The organism is Enterobacter sp. AN-K1 (genome assembly GCF_020971765.1).
Taxonomy (GTDB): Bacteria; Pseudomonadota; Gammaproteobacteria; order Enterobacterales; family Enterobacteriaceae; genus Enterobacter; species Enterobacter hormaechei_C.
The window spans coordinates 2,902,547-2,916,120 of the sequence record NZ_CP087390.1; the positions used below are offsets into that span (position 1 = coordinate 2,902,547).

15 protein-coding genes and 3 tRNA genes are annotated in these 13,574 nt (G+C 52.7%); 9 read left to right on the top strand and 9 right to left on the bottom strand.

The window, feature by feature from the left end:
* Positions 1–20: 20 nt before the first annotated feature.
* Positions 21–494 carry a threonine/serine exporter gene (locus LOC22_RS13860; protein WP_015572605.1) on the bottom strand — a complete coding sequence of 158 codons (474 nt, stop codon included), beginning with the start codon at positions 492–494 and terminating at the stop codon, positions 21–23.
* Positions 485–1,261 (bottom strand): threonine/serine ThrE exporter family protein, encoded by a 777-nt coding sequence (locus tag LOC22_RS13865; protein WP_047637732.1) that lies wholly within the window; start codon positions 1,259–1,261, stop codon positions 485–487. The genes LOC22_RS13860 and LOC22_RS13865 overlap by 10 nt, the downstream gene beginning before the upstream one ends.
* 389 nt (positions 1,262–1,650) lie before the next feature.
* Between LOC22_RS13865 and LOC22_RS13870 the strand changes: the two genes are divergently transcribed.
* Positions 1,651–2,388, top strand: coding sequence for a helix-turn-helix transcriptional regulator (locus LOC22_RS13870; RefSeq protein WP_017383841.1), 738 nt, complete (start codon positions 1,651–1,653; stop codon positions 2,386–2,388).
* A complete protein-coding gene (gene bglJ / locus LOC22_RS13875; protein ID WP_017383840.1) occupies positions 2,385–3,026 on the top strand; it encodes a DNA-binding transcriptional activator BglJ in 642 nt (213 codons plus the stop codon). Before LOC22_RS13870 ends, bglJ begins: the two co-directional genes overlap by 4 nt.
* A gap of 31 nt (positions 3,027–3,057) precedes the next feature.
* Here bglJ and LOC22_RS13880 read toward each other — a convergent pair whose 3' ends face one another.
* Positions 3,058–3,516: a YbaK/EbsC family protein gene (locus tag LOC22_RS13880; RefSeq protein ID WP_003856572.1), complete on the bottom strand. Its 459-nt coding sequence runs from the start codon at positions 3,514–3,516 to the stop codon at positions 3,058–3,060.
* Between the two features lie 328 nt (positions 3,517–3,844).
* On the opposite strand from LOC22_RS13880, the gene LOC22_RS13885 reads away from it, so the two are divergent.
* Entirely contained in the window at positions 3,845–5,191 is a 1,347-nt protein-coding gene (locus LOC22_RS13885) for a PTS cellobiose transporter subunit IIC (RefSeq protein ID WP_003856571.1), read from the top strand.
* Between the two features lie 77 nt (positions 5,192–5,268).
* Here the strand turns inward: LOC22_RS13885 and fhuF are convergent, their stop codons facing one another.
* Both fhuF and LOC22_RS13895 read right to left on the bottom strand, forming a co-directional pair.
* Positions 5,269–6,057: a siderophore-iron reductase FhuF gene (gene fhuF / locus LOC22_RS13890; RefSeq protein ID WP_003856570.1), complete on the bottom strand. Its 789-nt coding sequence runs from the start codon at positions 6,055–6,057 to the stop codon at positions 5,269–5,271.
* A 95-nt stretch (positions 6,058–6,152) separates the two neighbouring features.
* Complete coding sequence (locus LOC22_RS13895; protein WP_003856569.1) at positions 6,153–7,217, bottom strand: GGDEF domain-containing protein; 1,065 nt, start codon at positions 7,215–7,217, stop codon at positions 6,153–6,155.
* A 216-nt stretch (positions 7,218–7,433) separates the two neighbouring features.
* Between LOC22_RS13895 and LOC22_RS13900 the strand changes: the two genes are divergently transcribed.
* Entirely contained in the window at positions 7,434–7,703 is a 270-nt protein-coding gene (locus LOC22_RS13900; protein ID WP_026080652.1) for a DUF1435 domain-containing protein, read from the top strand.
* Positions 7,704–7,745: 42 nt separating this feature from the next.
* Here LOC22_RS13900 and LOC22_RS13905 read toward each other — a convergent pair.
* From LOC22_RS13905 to rsmC, 4 genes are all read right to left on the bottom strand, one after another.
* Positions 7,746–7,832, bottom strand: a tRNA-Leu gene (locus LOC22_RS13905).
* A 32-nt stretch (positions 7,833–7,864) separates the two neighbouring features.
* Positions 7,865–7,950: transfer RNA gene (locus LOC22_RS13910), tRNA-Leu, on the bottom strand.
* A 28-nt stretch (positions 7,951–7,978) separates the two neighbouring features.
* Positions 7,979–8,065: transfer RNA gene (locus LOC22_RS13915), tRNA-Leu, on the bottom strand.
* Between the two features lie 144 nt (positions 8,066–8,209).
* On the bottom strand, positions 8,210–9,238 hold the full coding sequence (gene rsmC, locus LOC22_RS13920; RefSeq protein WP_063946161.1) for a 16S rRNA (guanine(1207)-N(2))-methyltransferase RsmC: 1,029 nt from the start codon (positions 9,236–9,238) through the stop codon (positions 8,210–8,212).
* A gap of 102 nt (positions 9,239–9,340) precedes the next feature.
* Between rsmC and LOC22_RS13925 the strand changes: the two genes are divergently transcribed.
* The 5 genes from LOC22_RS13925 to osmY all read left to right on the top strand — a co-directional run bounded on the left by LOC22_RS13925 (position 9,341) and on the right by osmY (position 13,466).
* Entirely contained in the window at positions 9,341–9,754 is a 414-nt protein-coding gene (locus tag LOC22_RS13925; protein WP_023295888.1) for a DNA polymerase III subunit psi, read from the top strand.
* Positions 9,723–10,166: a ribosomal protein S18-alanine N-acetyltransferase gene (gene rimI / locus LOC22_RS13930; RefSeq protein WP_230238981.1), complete on the top strand. Its 444-nt coding sequence runs from the start codon at positions 9,723–9,725 to the stop codon at positions 10,164–10,166. The genes LOC22_RS13925 and rimI overlap by 32 nt, the downstream gene beginning before the upstream one ends.
* A gap of 19 nt (positions 10,167–10,185) precedes the next feature.
* Positions 10,186–10,863 carry a pyrimidine 5'-nucleotidase gene (gene yjjG, locus LOC22_RS13935; protein ID WP_017383835.1) on the top strand — a complete coding sequence of 226 codons (678 nt, stop codon included), beginning with the start codon at positions 10,186–10,188 and terminating at the stop codon, positions 10,861–10,863.
* A 92-nt stretch (positions 10,864–10,955) separates the two neighbouring features.
* Positions 10,956–12,545 carry a peptide chain release factor 3 gene (gene prfC, locus LOC22_RS13940; RefSeq protein WP_006810210.1) on the top strand — a complete coding sequence of 530 codons (1,590 nt, stop codon included), beginning with the start codon at positions 10,956–10,958 and terminating at the stop codon, positions 12,543–12,545.
* Between the two features lie 303 nt (positions 12,546–12,848).
* A complete protein-coding gene (osmY, locus tag LOC22_RS13945; RefSeq protein WP_015572610.1) occupies positions 12,849–13,466 on the top strand; it encodes a molecular chaperone OsmY in 618 nt (205 codons plus the stop codon).
* Positions 13,467–13,574 lie beyond the last annotated feature (108 nt).

The following is a 13,574-nucleotide window of genomic DNA, read 5'->3' on the forward strand; positions in this document are numbered from 1 at the left end:
TACAATTGCAAGCGATTTTATTATACGCGTGGACGTTTGCGGTAAAGCCATAATCCGGGGATCGACAGGCCGATGGAGAGCGCGCCCACAATCGACGAGGCTTTAAGGAAATTGCTCAGAAGCAGGATCATCTGCGGTTCGCTGTAGCCAAAGTGGCTGATTTTGACGGCGGAGATCATCGCCGTATAGGCTGAAATGCCCGGGAACATAGGAATGACTGCCGCCACGGTGAACACTTTCGGGTGCGCCAGATACCAGCGGGACCACTGAATACCGATGCTGCCGACCAGCATGGAGGCGATAAACGTCGACCATTCGATATTAAAGCCCGAGGTCATCATGATCATACGTGAGCCGTGGCCAATGGCACCCAGCAGCGCACACCAGGGTAATGCACGCTGTGGTACGTTAAACACCATCGCAAAGCCAACGGCGGGAAGGGCTGCCAGGAGCATGTCCTGCGCCAGTGCGAGCAGAAAATCCATCACGCCCATCCGCGTAACCCCCAGAGTGTCATGGCCATTACCACCCCGATACAGGTCGCCAGCGTCAGCAGGCTGGCTATCGCCCAGCGCGCCAGACCGGTGTTGATGTGGCCTTTGAACATATCAGCGACGGCGTTGATTAAGGGAAAACCCGGCACCAGCAGCAATACGCTGGCGGCCATCGCAACAGTAGGCGTGCTGGCGAAGTAAGGCTGGCGCAAAAGCAGGCCGGATACGGTTGTCGCCACGAACGCCGTGATGCAGAAGTTAATTTGCGGATGCAGTTGCCTGTGCGTCAACAACTGGCGGACATACATCGCGATGCTGCTGGCAAAGAAGGTCACGACAGCGCCGTCCCAGCCGCCCGCGTTGAGCTTGCAGAAGCAGGCGCAGGAGAGTCCCACCATCAGCACAACCAGCCAGCGTGGATACCGGAGAGGTTTGATCTGGTTGAAGCGTTTCTCTATCTCCCTCAGATCGAGCAGCTTGTGTTCAGCAAGGATCACGATGTGCTGCACTTCCGTCACGACGTGCATGTTAATGCCGCGGTCATGATTTTTACGGGTGGAGGTCAGGCACTGTCCGTCTTTAATGGTGGTCAGCACAATGGCATTTGACGAGATGGAGCTCTCAACGCTGTCCATCCCCAGCGCCAGCCCAAGGCGTGTGGAAAGTTCTTCCACGAGGGCGCTTTCTGCCCCGTGTTGTAAGAGAAAAAGCCCGCACTGAATACATAGCCGCGTGGTAGCACGTTGCTTAGACCGATCTGCCTGCATGAAACGCCCTGAAGAGAAGAGAGATTGCTTACTTTTAACACAAAGGGCAGGGCCCTTTGCGCTGGGCCAGATCAACATTTGTGCAATCAGTCGCGTGAGCAGGGGGAGAAAACCGCACTTTCTATTTGTTTAATGAATATAAAAATAGAGATTTATAAAGACAATATATTAAGTATTTCTAATTTCATATTTTCAATCTTTTCACGCAATCTTAATTAAAGTTTTGTGGTCTTTATGCGATATTAAGCCAGTATTGGGCGTTTCTTAACCCATGTGATATTTCTTCTGATTTGCGAGTATTAAGCCGTTTTGTACTGAGGGATGCAAGCGTGTTTAAACTCGTAGGGTTAGTTCGTTCTTAAATAATGAATTCATGACAGGGAGGGTCTATGTTGCCATTGAATGGTAAACACGGAGTGGTGATTAGTAGAGTGCCAGTTATGCAAAATGGGCTAGGTGGCGTCATGACGCGTCATTTTCCTGATTTTGAAATAACGTACTGCCGTTCGATGCAGGAGTTGACGCTACTACAATTGCGTCGCGCTGGGGTCGTTATTGCCGATATTTCAGGTGAGTATCGTAATCCTCGCGGCACGCTTGAGCAGTATTATGGATTAATGAATCAGTATCGGGACATTCACTGGATATTCCTTGTCTCGCGTCCCCTTTATCCACTTGCAGTAGAGCTTCTTATGCGTCCGGAAAGCACGCTGCTTTCGGATATGGAACCGATCGAAGGCGTTATTAACGCTATTCGCGCGGGCAGTGAACGTGCCGAGCGAATAAGCCAGACGTTATTAATACCGGAAACGTCCGATATTGAAGAAGAGAGTGAGCAAATGATTGCGCTCACCCACTCTGAACGCAAGGTGTTGCGTTTATTAGGTAAAGGTTGGGGAATCAACCAAATAGCCACGCTGCTGAATAAAAGTAATAAAACGATCAGTGCACAGAAAAACAGTGCAATGCGCCGCTTATCACTTCGCAGTAATGCCGATATGTACGCGTGGATAAGCAGTACCCAGGGAATGCGAGAACTCAGTTTAATGTCGGCTTATGGAGAGTTTGAGGAATGGAAAAGACCACTGCAACAAGACATATCGCCGTCATCGAAAGCTGCTCAATGAGCGCTGTAGGGCTGAAGCATCTCTTTGCGATGCCCGCCCTGAGCCATTACCAGGTGCACCTGTTTAGCAGATTCGCCAGCTTTAAAGCGGCGCTCTCGGATATCTCATTCTATGCGGTTATCTATTCACTGTCTGATGAGCGTGAAGAGCGGAGAAACTGTCTGGCCTGTTTACGGGATCTTACCTTCACCCACAGCGACGTCCAGCGTATCGTGCTGGCCTCTGACGAAATGGAGGCGAGGCTGGTCAGCCATCTTTCGCCTTCTCGCCTGCATGGGATAATCAGTAAATCGGTTCCGCTAAAGCAGCTGATGGAGGGGCTGGAGACATTACTCAGCGAAACGCATCAGGTGAATGACAACATGTACAATCACTGGTGTGTTAGCCAGAATCGTATGTTAAGCCCAACCGAAAGGGCAATACTACGTTATATGTCATCGGGTTTTTCAATCCCTGAAATTGCGGCGCAGCTTGAACGCAATATTAAAACCATCCGGGCGCATAAGTTTAACGCAATGGTAAAGCTGGGCGTCAATTCTGACGTGGGATTACTGGATGCGGCGGATATCCTGGCGCATCTCCCTGCCCGGGAAGTGCGTCGTTCAGCTCTCACCGTTCCTTCATTCTCTCAGCGTTAAGTGGTGCGCCAGAGTTCTTCTGGCGCAACGTTTAAATGCAGACATCGACCCATTTTGCTGCGGTCAGCTCCGCCATTCTGTCGGGCGATATACGCACCGCACTGTGGATGGCACCCGCTGCGGGTAACACTTCCGCGTACTGTTTTAATGTGATGTCACAGTAAACAGAGAGCGGATTTTCCAGTCCGAAAGGGCAGACGCCGCCAACAGGATGACCCGTCAGGGTGACTACCTCATCGCTGCTGAGCATGCGGGCTTTTGCGCCGAATGTCTCTTTAAGCTTTTTGTTATCCAGACGCGCATCGCCTTTTGCAACCACCAGAATCACGTCATTTTTAATTTTCAGTGACAGCGTTTTGGCAATTTGGCCGGGTTCAACGTTGTGCGCGGCAGCAGCAAGGGCAACAGTCGCTGTGCTTTGGTTAAGCTCAATGATCTCTATATCCGGAGCGTGTTCGGCAAAAAACTGTTGTACAGACTGCAAACTCATTGATTCCTCCTGACAAATATCCTGCGTAATCTGTCATAAGAATTTAGTCGCTGTAAATATCCCTTAAGTAACAAATATCCGTCAGGGGCGATTTCTGGATCGCCTTCACATTCACAGAAACCGGTTACAGTAACCGGTTGCAGAGCGTGATGCAGAGATTAATACTAAGTGTGTAACTTCCCCTGTATCTAATAATAAGAGCTAATTATGAAACCATTCCGTTTGAGCAGTACCGCAGGTACACGATCCGGCAAGGTTGTGACGCTGATGTATGGAACAACGTGTGACGTGAGAGCGTCCAAAACGAACGTCTGACAGGAGATCTGCTATGTCTGCCAACCACGCTGCATTTAATCTGATTTTCCGCTTCGTTGAAAATTATGTCAGCCCTATTGCCGGGCGCATCTCTTCCCAGCGTCACGTTATGGCTATTCGTGACGGGTTTATCTCAGCGATGCCGTTTATGATTGTAGGCTCGTTTTTATTAGTGTTCGCTTACCCGCCTTTTTCGCCAGATACCACCTGGGGTTTTGCTCGCGCCTGGCTGGATATGGCGAAGCAGTTTGAAGGTCAAATTCTGACGCCGTTTGATATGACAATGGGGGTGATGTCCCTTTATATCTGTGCGGCTATTGCCTACAACCTGGGCAAACATTACGTTAAAACGCATCAGCTGGATCCGTTCATGTGCGCGATGCTGTCGCTGATGGCGTTCCTGCTGGTCGCCGCCCCTAAAACCAAAGGCGCTTTACCGGTGGATAGCCTGGGAGGGACCGGTATTTTCACCGCGATTCTGGTGGCGATCTATTGCGTTGAGATGATGCGTTTCCTGAAAGCACACAATATCGGGATCCGCCTGCCAGACCAGGTTCCACCGATGATCAAAAACTCGTTTGACCTGCTGATCCCGGTGCTGGTAGTGGTGCTCACGCTATACCCGCTGAGCCTGCTGATCCAGTCGCAGTTCGGTATGCTGATCCCACAGGCCATCATGTCGATATTCAAACCGCTGGTCTCTGCGGCTGACTCGCTGCCTGCGATCCTGCTGGCGGTGCTGATTGGCCACCTGCTGTGGTTTGCCGGGATCCACGGCGCGGCGATTGTCTCCGGGATGCTGCAAATGTTCTGGCTGACAAACCTGGGGGCGAACCAGACCGCGCTGGCGGCGAGCCAGCCTTTGCCACACATCTTTATGGAAGCCTTCTGGACGTTCTTTATCGTTATCGGCGGATCGGGGGCGACGATGGGGCTGGTGTTCTGCTATCTGCGTAGCCGCTCCGCGCACCTGCGCTCCATTGGACGTCTGAGCGTGGTACCAAGCATTTTCAATATCAATGAACCGGTGATTTTCGGTACGCCGATTGTGATGAACCCGGTGTTCTTTATTCCTTTCCTGCTGGCGCCGATGGTTAATGCCGTGCTGGCATGGGCAGCGATGAAGTTTGATCTGATTGGCCGCGTGATTTCCGTTGTGCCGTGGACGGCACCGGCTCCGGTTGGTGCCGCCTGGGCGCTGGGCTGGGATTTCCGTGCAGCCATTCTGGTGCTGGTTTTGGCCTGCGTTTCCGCCATTATCTATTTCCCGTTCTTCAAGGTGTACGAGAAACAGTTGCTTCAGCAGGAAGCGGAAGAAGCACAGCGTAATGGAGAAGAGGAAAATCAGCAGGTCGCTTAGGTAAAAGCAAAACGGCAACGCAGGTTGCCGTTTTTAATGTTTGTTCCCTCTCTCTGCGGGTTTCAGGCCGGGCCAGACTACTTAAGCGTGCAATCGCCACACTGCTGCACGTCCGGCAGACGGTAGCGCTGACAGCAGGTACGACGTACCAGAAGTCCCTCACGCGGAACCACGGTGCGGTAAAGAGGGTTGTCCCGTCCATCCGACAGCTGTCTGGCAAAGAAACAGCTCTGACGCAGTGCATCCACTTTCTCGTCGCCGAGCAGCGGCTTCATCTCCGTTAAATACCAGTGGATAAGATACCCGGTATTACTCCAGATCAGTTTGCCGTTAATCTCTCCCGTCGCTTCCAGCGCATCAATGACCGGAACCAGCGCTCTTGTAATCAGCCGTTCCATACGCGCCTGCGCTGACAGGTGTCTCGCGCTCGGATCTTCATGTACATCAATCCAGAAACAGGCAGCACGCCCGGTTTCATGAAACTCAACATGGAAATGTTCTGACGAGAGATCGAGCATCGTTTCCTGGGTCAACAGGGCCAGCATGACAGGCGGCACCATCAGCCCGATATACCACTGTGCCCAGAGGGATAACAGCGGTTTGTTTTCCCGCGTCAGGGTAGGTTGGTTACGATAAATATGGTCGGAATAGGTTGCCAGCAGTGACCGCAGCTCCGCAGGGCGTTGCCACTCAGTCAGCGTCAGAGCATGATGCGGCGGTGCTTCATCCAGTTTGATGAAATCCAGCAGATGGGCGCGCGTTACGGCAATTTTTTCCCGAATGGCATCCGCAAGCGTCGTTTCCCCGGCGGAGAGTGGAGCTCGCCAGAGCAGGGGCTCAACGATGTGTGCGGTACGAGTCGCCATAGTGTGGATTACAAATCTAAATGATAATGATTGCCAATCCTAACTATAGATAAAACCGAGCGCAAGCGTTTTATCCTGGCGCTGTGAAGGCGGTTTCAGGCGGTATGAAGCTCTTCGCTCAGCAGAATGCTGTTACGTCCCATATGCTTGGCTTCATAGAGGGCTTTATCGGCTTTCGCCAGCGCGCCTTCAACGTCTTCACCCTCGAACATGGCGATGCCGATGCTGATGGTCACGTTAGTGGCGACGCTTTCGTTAAACATATGGGGGATTTTAAGATCGTAAACCTTCTGACGTATGCGTTCAGCCGTCTGTCGCGCTTGCTCCAGCGGGATGTTACTCAACAGCACCATAAATTCTTCCCCGCCAAACCGGGCGACAACATCGCGTGAGCGCACGGCGTCGCGTATCGCAGCCGAGACCCTGATCAAGGCCTGATCGCCCATCATATGGCCATAATGGTCGTTGTAGGCTTTGAAGTGGTCGATATCCATCAGCAGCACGAAGTGCTCGCCAGCGTCAGGCCTGGGAAGATTCTCCAGCCGGCTTTGCAGCCCGCGACGGTTATATAGGCCGGTGAGCGGGTCCATCATGCTGAGATCGGTCAGGGTTTCGCGCTCCTCCAGCAGTTCGGAAAGCAGCTCCTGGGCGAAACGGTCATTGCGCCGCTGAAGAACATGATGGATACCAATGGCGACCACCGGCAGCGCGAAAAAATAGGCCATTCTCAGCCAGTTTTCGGACGGACTAAGCCACAGGCAGGATATAAAAGCGGGAAATGAATGTAACGTAAAGGCTTTAATATTACTTGCGAACGCCAGAGACCCTATAAAAAGCACTGTTAATAGCGCCATCATTAAATAGGTCGCGTGATCGTGCGTGATTAACAGAAATTTAGAGACGATCTGCCAGGCCCATAAAAGACCAAAAATAGCTGAAACAACAGGGATATTTATTTTTCGCGTGCTGTTTTTCCAGTGCCAGATAAGTAAGCCTGTGCTGATAGTCAGTACGGCAAAGAGCGGGACTGATAACACACGCACGGAATAGAGAGGGTTTGTTACCGAGAACAATGCTGATGCGGCGTTCAGAAATAAAAACAAACGTAAAGATAGCTGATATTTCTTGTTGACTAAAGACAGCCAGGATTGTGATGTCATATGCGTGCGTTTTTATTAAAACTCAATTAAAACAATGAGCAAGGTGTTGTTGTGTAATATTGGGCGCTACAAAATTGAATTTTTATTATCAGAAAAACTTTATCGGAAGTTAACAGGTGGGCAATTTATCACCTTACACATTCTCTGTCATTATGGGAAAGCAATTGCTGGCGCAATTTCTTACGTCGCATGCTGACAAGTGATAATTACTATCATATGATACTGGTTATCATTATCAGTGCGAGAGGTGAAACCATGTTGAGCAAAGCGCTGGGAAGTGGGTGGGGAATATTACTGCCTGGTTCCATTATCGGTGGGCTAATGTTTGCCGATCTCCCCATTGATGTCTGGAAAGCAATGATTGTTTCAGGCTTGCTGGTGACATCCGCAATGATCTGGCACAAACAGTTACGGCATTACGTGCTGCTGCCATCATGCGTGGCGCTAATCAGTGGACTGCTGGTGATTCTGATGAGTTTGAAATAAAAGGGAAAAACAGGAGGCACTGCTGAGGGGATGTAAGATAATTGGTGCGAGGGGGGGGACTTGAACCCCCACGTCCGTAAGGACACTAACACCTGAAGCTAGCGCGTCTACCAATTCCGCCACCTTCGCACAGTCATCTTACTGGTTTGATATCGCCTCGTTGGTGCGAGGGGGGGGACTCGAACCCCCACATCCTAAGGACACTAACACCTGAAGCTAGCGCGTCTACCAATTCCGCCACCTTCGCCCAGTGCGAGCAATATCAACGTGATTTATGGTGCGAGGGGGGGGACTTGAACCCCCACGTCCGTAAGGACACTAACACCTGAAGCTAGCGCGTCTACCAATTCCGCCACCTTCGCATACCATCGACACTGTAAAAGTATCGTAACCACGGAGGCGCATTCTAGATGTTTTCAGCTTTACGTCAACAGAAAATTGCGCACGTTGTTTTGATTGCTGCAAAAATGGGCGATGGCAGCGTCAGCCATCGCCGGACCGGGGGTTTACTTTTTCGCCTGGCGCGTCATCACGGTGCGATAGACCTTAAAGCGGCCCGTCTGGGCGATCACTTCGTGGAAGCCAAAGGTTTCATCCAGCACTTTCGGGTACGCGAGGAAGGCGTTCGCTACGATACGCAGCTCACCGCCGCTGTTGAGGTGACGGGTTGCGCCACGGATCAGCGTTTGCGCCGCTTCAAGGCTGGTCTCCATTCCGTCGTGGAACGGCGGGTTAGAGATGATAATGTCAAAGCGACCGGTCACGTCGGAGAAGACGTTGCTGGCTAACACGTCACCTTCTATGCCATTCGCAGCAAGCGTGGCGCGGCTGGCTTCTACTGCCGGGGCGCTGACGTCACACAGGGTTAAACGCACTTTTGGTGAGTGGCTGGCGAGAACCGTTGACAGCACGCCCGCGCCACAGCCGACGTCCAGCACCTTGCCCTTGGTGTGAGGCGTCAGGGTGGACAGCAGCAGCTTGCTGCCCGTATCGAGCGCATCACGACTGAACACGCCCGGCAGGGTTTTAATGGTCAGGCCGTCGAGCTGGTACTCGTCCCAGAAAGCGTCGGCATCGAAGGTGGTCTGTTTTTCCAGACGACCATGGTACAGTCCGCAGCGACGGGCGCTGTCGATTTTCGTCAGCGGCGCCCAGGCTTCGAGCATCTGCTCTGCGCTACGCACCCCGCTGCGGTTCTCACCGACAACAAAAATATCGCAGCCGACCGGCAGCAGAGAAAGCAGGTTCATCAGCTGGAACTGGGCTTCCGGCTTGTTTTTCGGCCAGTAGTAAATGAGCGTATCGCAGTCAGCAATATCGCTCTGCTCCGCCGCCAGGCTAAAGCGCGCGCGCTCGCCCATCTGGCGGCTCAGCACCTGCCAGTGGTGATAGTACTGGGTGTGGGCACGGCTTTCAGCACAGTCGAAACGCGCGGGCAGGTCATCCTGCATATCTCCGGCAAACAGAATACGGCTTTCTTCGAAATCATCACTGTGACGCAGCAAGACTTCACTTGCCGGGGTAAATGCAGACATGAATTGTTCCTCAATAAACTCAGGCGGGGATTATAGTAGGTAGATGGCGCAGTTTCGACACATTTGCTATATTTGCGCGCCTGAGAGACAGGAGTTTTCGCTATGACATCCCGACGAGACTGGCAGTTGCAGCAGCTGGGCATTACCCAGTGGGCTTTGCGTCGCCCGACGGCGTTGCGGGGCGAAATAGCCATCTCCATCCCTGCGCATGTCCGCCTGGTGATGGTGGCAGAAGCGCCGCCTGCCCTGAACGAGCCCCTGATTGAGGATGTCCTTCGCACCCTGAAGGTGACCCGCGATCAGGTATTACAGCTGGCGCCTGAAAGCGTCGCGATGCTTCCCCCTGACAGCCGCTGTAACAGCTGGCGAATCGGGGCGGTGGACGAGCTACCTCTTGAAGGAAGCCAGATAAGTTCGCCAGCGCTGGACGAACTGAAAGCCAACCCAAAAGCGCGTAGCGCGCTATGGCAACAAATTTGCGAATATGAACACGATTTCTTCCCTCACGACGGCTGACCTGACCACCGCGTTCGCGATTGAAACCCGCGCCCATGCCTTTCCGTGGAGCGAAAAGACGTTTGCCAGCAATCAGGGCGAACGCTATTTAAATCTCCGCCTGGACGTTGACGGTGCGATGGCTGCGTTCGCCATCACGCAGGTCGTTCTGGACGAGGCGACGCTGTTTAATATTGCGGTCGATCCCGTTTACCAGCGCCGCGGGCTGGGCAGGGAACTGCTTGAGCACCTCATTCGTGAGCTGGAAACCCGTGACGTTTTCACCCTGTGGCTGGAGGTGCGCGCGTCCAATGTCGCCGCCATCGCGCTCTATGAAAGCTTAGGCTTCAACGAGGCGACTATCCGCCGTAACTACTACCCCACCGCAGAGGGACGTGAAGACGCCATTATCATGGCTCTGCCGATTGGATAACGAAAATAAGGTTGTAACGATGAAATGGGACTGGATTTTCTTTGATGCCGACGAAACGCTGTTTACGTTTGACTCGTTCGGCGGCCTACAGCGGATGTTTCTCGACTATAGCGTGACGTTCACCGCGGAAGATTTTCAGGACTATCAGGCGGTGAACAAACCGCTGTGGGTGGATTACCAGAACGGAGCCATCACCGCGTTACAGCTTCAGCATCAGCGTTTTGACGTGTGGGCTGAACGGTTAAACGTCAGTCCTGGGGCGCTGAACGAGGCCTTCCTGAATGCGATGGCGGATATCTGCGCGCCGCTGCCCGGCGCCGTTTCTCTGCTGGATTCGCTGAAAGGGAAGGTGAAGCTTGGGATCATTACCAACGGCTTTACCGCGCTTCAGCAGATCCGCCTTGAACGCACCGGCCTGCGCGATCATTTCGACGCGCTGGTGATCTCCGAAGAGGTGGGCGTACCGAAGCCGGATCCGCGTATTTTCGATTATGCGCTGGCGCAAGCGGGCAATCCTGACCGCGATCGCGTGCTGATGGTGGGGGATACGGCAGAATCTGATATTCTGGGAGGTATGAGATCGGGCCTGTCGACCGTCTGGCTGAATGCGCATGGTCGCACGCTGCCGGAAGGCATCGAGCCGACCTGGACCGTTACGTCATTGAACGAACTGGAGCAGCTCCTGTGTAAACAATGATTGCCTGCCCCCTGTTGATGGGTAAAATAGCCGCATTTTTCGTATTCCATGATGCGCGGCCTGCTGCCGCGCTTACCTAAGAAGAATTGATTATGACGTTGTCTCCTTATCTGCAAGAGGTGGCCAAACGCCGCACTTTTGCCATTATCTCGCACCCGGATGCCGGTAAAACGACCATCACCGAGAAGGTGTTGCTGTTCGGACAGGCGATCCAGACCGCGGGTACCGTTAAAGGCCGTGGCTCCAGCCAGCATGCTAAATCCGACTGGATGGAGATGGAAAAGCAGCGTGGTATTTCGATTACCACCTCCGTGATGCAATTCCCGTATCACGACTGCCTGGTGAACCTGCTGGACACCCCGGGGCACGAAGACTTCTCCGAAGATACCTACCGTACGCTGACGGCGGTGGACTGCTGCCTGATGGTGATCGACGCCGCGAAAGGTGTTGAAGATCGTACCCGCAAGCTGATGGAAGTCACCCGTCTGCGCGATACGCCGATCCTCACCTTTATGAACAAACTCGACCGTGACATCCGTGATCCGATGGAACTGATGGATGAAGTGGAAAACGAGCTGAAGATTGCCTGCGCGCCAATCACCTGGCCGATTGGCTGCGGCAAGCTGTTCAAAGGGGTTTACCACCTCTATAAAGACGAAACCTACCTGTACCAGACCGGTAAGGGCCACACCATTCAGGAAGTCCGCATTGTGAAAGGTCTGGACAACCCGGAGCTGGACGCCGCTGTCGGTGAAGAGCTGGCCGCCCAGCTGCGCGATGAGCTGGAGCTGGTTAAAGGCGCGTCCCACGAGTTCGACAGAGAGCTGTTCCTGAGCGGTGAAATTACCCCGGTCTTCTTCGGTACCGCACTCGGCAACTTCGGCGTTGACCATATGCTCGACGGTCTGGTTGAGTGGGCCCCGCAGCCGATGCCGCGTAAAACCGACACCCGCGAAGTAGAAGCGAAGGAAGAGAAGTTCTCCGGCTTCGTCTTTAAAATTCAGGCCAACATGGACCCGAAACACCGCGACCGCGTCGCCTTTATGCGCGTGGTTTCCGGTAAGTACGAAAAGGGCATGAAGCTGCGTCAGGTCCGTATCGGTAAAGACGTAGTGATATCCGACGCGCTGACCTTCATGGCGGGTGACCGTTCGCATGTAGAAGAAGCCTATCCGGGTGACATCATTGGTTTACACAACCACGGTACCATTCAGATTGGCGATACCTTCACGCAAGGCGAAATGATGAAGTTCACCGGTATCCCTAACTTCGCGCCAGAACTGTTCCGCCGCATTCGCCTGCGCGATCCGCTGAAGCAGAAGCAGCTGCTGAAAGGCCTGGTCCAGCTTTCCGAAGAGGGTGCGGTACAGGTGTTCCGCCCAATCGCCAACAACGATCTGATCGTGGGCGCGGTGGGTGTGCTCCAGTTCGACGTGGTGGTTGCCCGTCTTAAGAGCGAGTACAACGTGGAAGCAATTTACGAATCGGTGAACGTGGCGACGGCGCGCTGGGTTGAGTGTTCTGACGTGAAGAAATTCGAAGAATTTAAACGTAAGAACGAAGTTCAGCTGGCGCTGGACGGTGGCGATAACCTGACCTATATCGCCCCAACCATGGTAAACCTGAACCTGACGCAGGAACGTTATCCTGATGTTCAGTTCCGCAAAACCCGCGAGCATTAATTTCCTTTCAGAGCACGGCAGCCGCCGTGCTCTTCTTTAATTCCTGTGTTATTAAACCCTTGCGGAATGTTCTTAATTCACCGCAATTTTTCGCTATTCGTTCGTTTTTTCCCCAATTCTGAATGCACCCCTCTGATTGTGATCTATATTTAACTCAGTGTTTAGCACCGGGCGTGGATGAATTAACTGTTCAATGCATGTCCATTGGTTCTCCATTTTGCACCGGTGTTAATTCGCAATATATAAAACCAAGATTAGGGAAGTATGTCGCCCAAATAATGGGCAAAACACAGGAATAAATCGATGAATATGACAAGACTGAAGATTTCTAAAACTCTGCTGGCTGTAACATTGGGTAGTGTCTTGGTAAGCGGTTCTGCTCTGGCGGAAACCAGCACCATGGATAAAGCGCAAAATTCCGCCAATACCGCAGGGGAAAAAATCGATAGCTCTATGAATAAAGTCGGTAATTTCATGGATGACAGCTCAATCACAGCAAAAGTGAAAGCCGCACTGGTGGATCACGAATCCATCAAGAGCACCGATATTTCTGTTAAAACCGACAACAAGGTTGTCACCCTGAGCGGTTTCGTTGAAAGCCAGACCCAGGCTGAAGAAGCCGTTAAAGTGGCGAAAGGCGTTGAGGGCGTAAGCTCCGTCAGCGACAAACTGCACGTACGTGACAGCAAAGAATCGTCGGTGAAGGGCTATGCCGGAGATGCAGCAACTACCAGCGAAATCAAAGCTAAACTGTTAGCTGACGACATCGTGCCATCCCGTATGGTGAAAGTTGAAACCACCGATGGTGTGGTCCAGCTGTCCGGTACGGTTGAGAATCAGGCACAAAGCGATCGTGCCGAGTCAATTGCGAAAGCTATTGATGGTGTGAAAAGCGTCAAAAACGATCTGAAAACGAAGTAAAGCAGTACCATTCGCCCGCAGGCTGAAAACCGCGGGCGAAATAAAAACGATTCTGGAAAAGCCGGTGAGTGACCTGAGCGCTCACGTTTAGCGGCCGACATTAACTAT

Excerpts from the sequence above, each read along its gene's own strand:
- LOC22_RS13860 (WP_015572605.1), bottom strand. The coding sequence starts at position 494 with ATGGGCGTGATGGATTTTCTGCTCGCACTGGCGCAGGACATGCTCCTG.
- LOC22_RS13865 (WP_047637732.1), bottom strand. The coding sequence starts at position 1,261 with ATGCAGGCAGATCGGTCTAAGCAACGTGCTACCACGCGGCTATGTATT.
- LOC22_RS13870 (WP_017383841.1), top strand. The coding sequence starts at position 1,651 with ATGTTGCCATTGAATGGTAAACACGGAGTGGTGATTAGTAGAGTGCCA.
- bglJ (WP_017383840.1), top strand. The coding sequence starts at position 2,385 with ATGAGCGCTGTAGGGCTGAAGCATCTCTTTGCGATGCCCGCCCTGAGC.
- LOC22_RS13880 (WP_003856572.1), bottom strand. The coding sequence starts at position 3,516 with ATGAGTTTGCAGTCTGTACAACAGTTTTTTGCCGAACACGCTCCGGAT.
- LOC22_RS13885 (WP_003856571.1), top strand. The coding sequence starts at position 3,845 with ATGTCTGCCAACCACGCTGCATTTAATCTGATTTTCCGCTTCGTTGAA.
- fhuF (WP_003856570.1), bottom strand. The coding sequence starts at position 6,057 with ATGGCGACTCGTACCGCACACATCGTTGAGCCCCTGCTCTGGCGAGCT.
- LOC22_RS13895 (WP_003856569.1), bottom strand. The coding sequence starts at position 7,217 with ATGACATCACAATCCTGGCTGTCTTTAGTCAACAAGAAATATCAGCTA.
- LOC22_RS13900 (WP_026080652.1), top strand. The coding sequence starts at position 7,434 with ATGATACTGGTTATCATTATCAGTGCGAGAGGTGAAACCATGTTGAGC.
- rsmC (WP_063946161.1), bottom strand. The coding sequence starts at position 9,238 with ATGTCTGCATTTACCCCGGCAAGTGAAGTCTTGCTGCGTCACAGTGAT.
- LOC22_RS13925 (WP_023295888.1), top strand. The coding sequence starts at position 9,341 with ATGACATCCCGACGAGACTGGCAGTTGCAGCAGCTGGGCATTACCCAG.
- rimI (WP_230238981.1), top strand. The coding sequence starts at position 9,723 with ATGAACACGATTTCTTCCCTCACGACGGCTGACCTGACCACCGCGTTC.
- yjjG (WP_017383835.1), top strand. The coding sequence starts at position 10,186 with ATGAAATGGGACTGGATTTTCTTTGATGCCGACGAAACGCTGTTTACG.
- prfC (WP_006810210.1), top strand. The coding sequence starts at position 10,956 with ATGACGTTGTCTCCTTATCTGCAAGAGGTGGCCAAACGCCGCACTTTT.
- osmY (WP_015572610.1), top strand. The coding sequence starts at position 12,849 with ATGAATATGACAAGACTGAAGATTTCTAAAACTCTGCTGGCTGTAACA.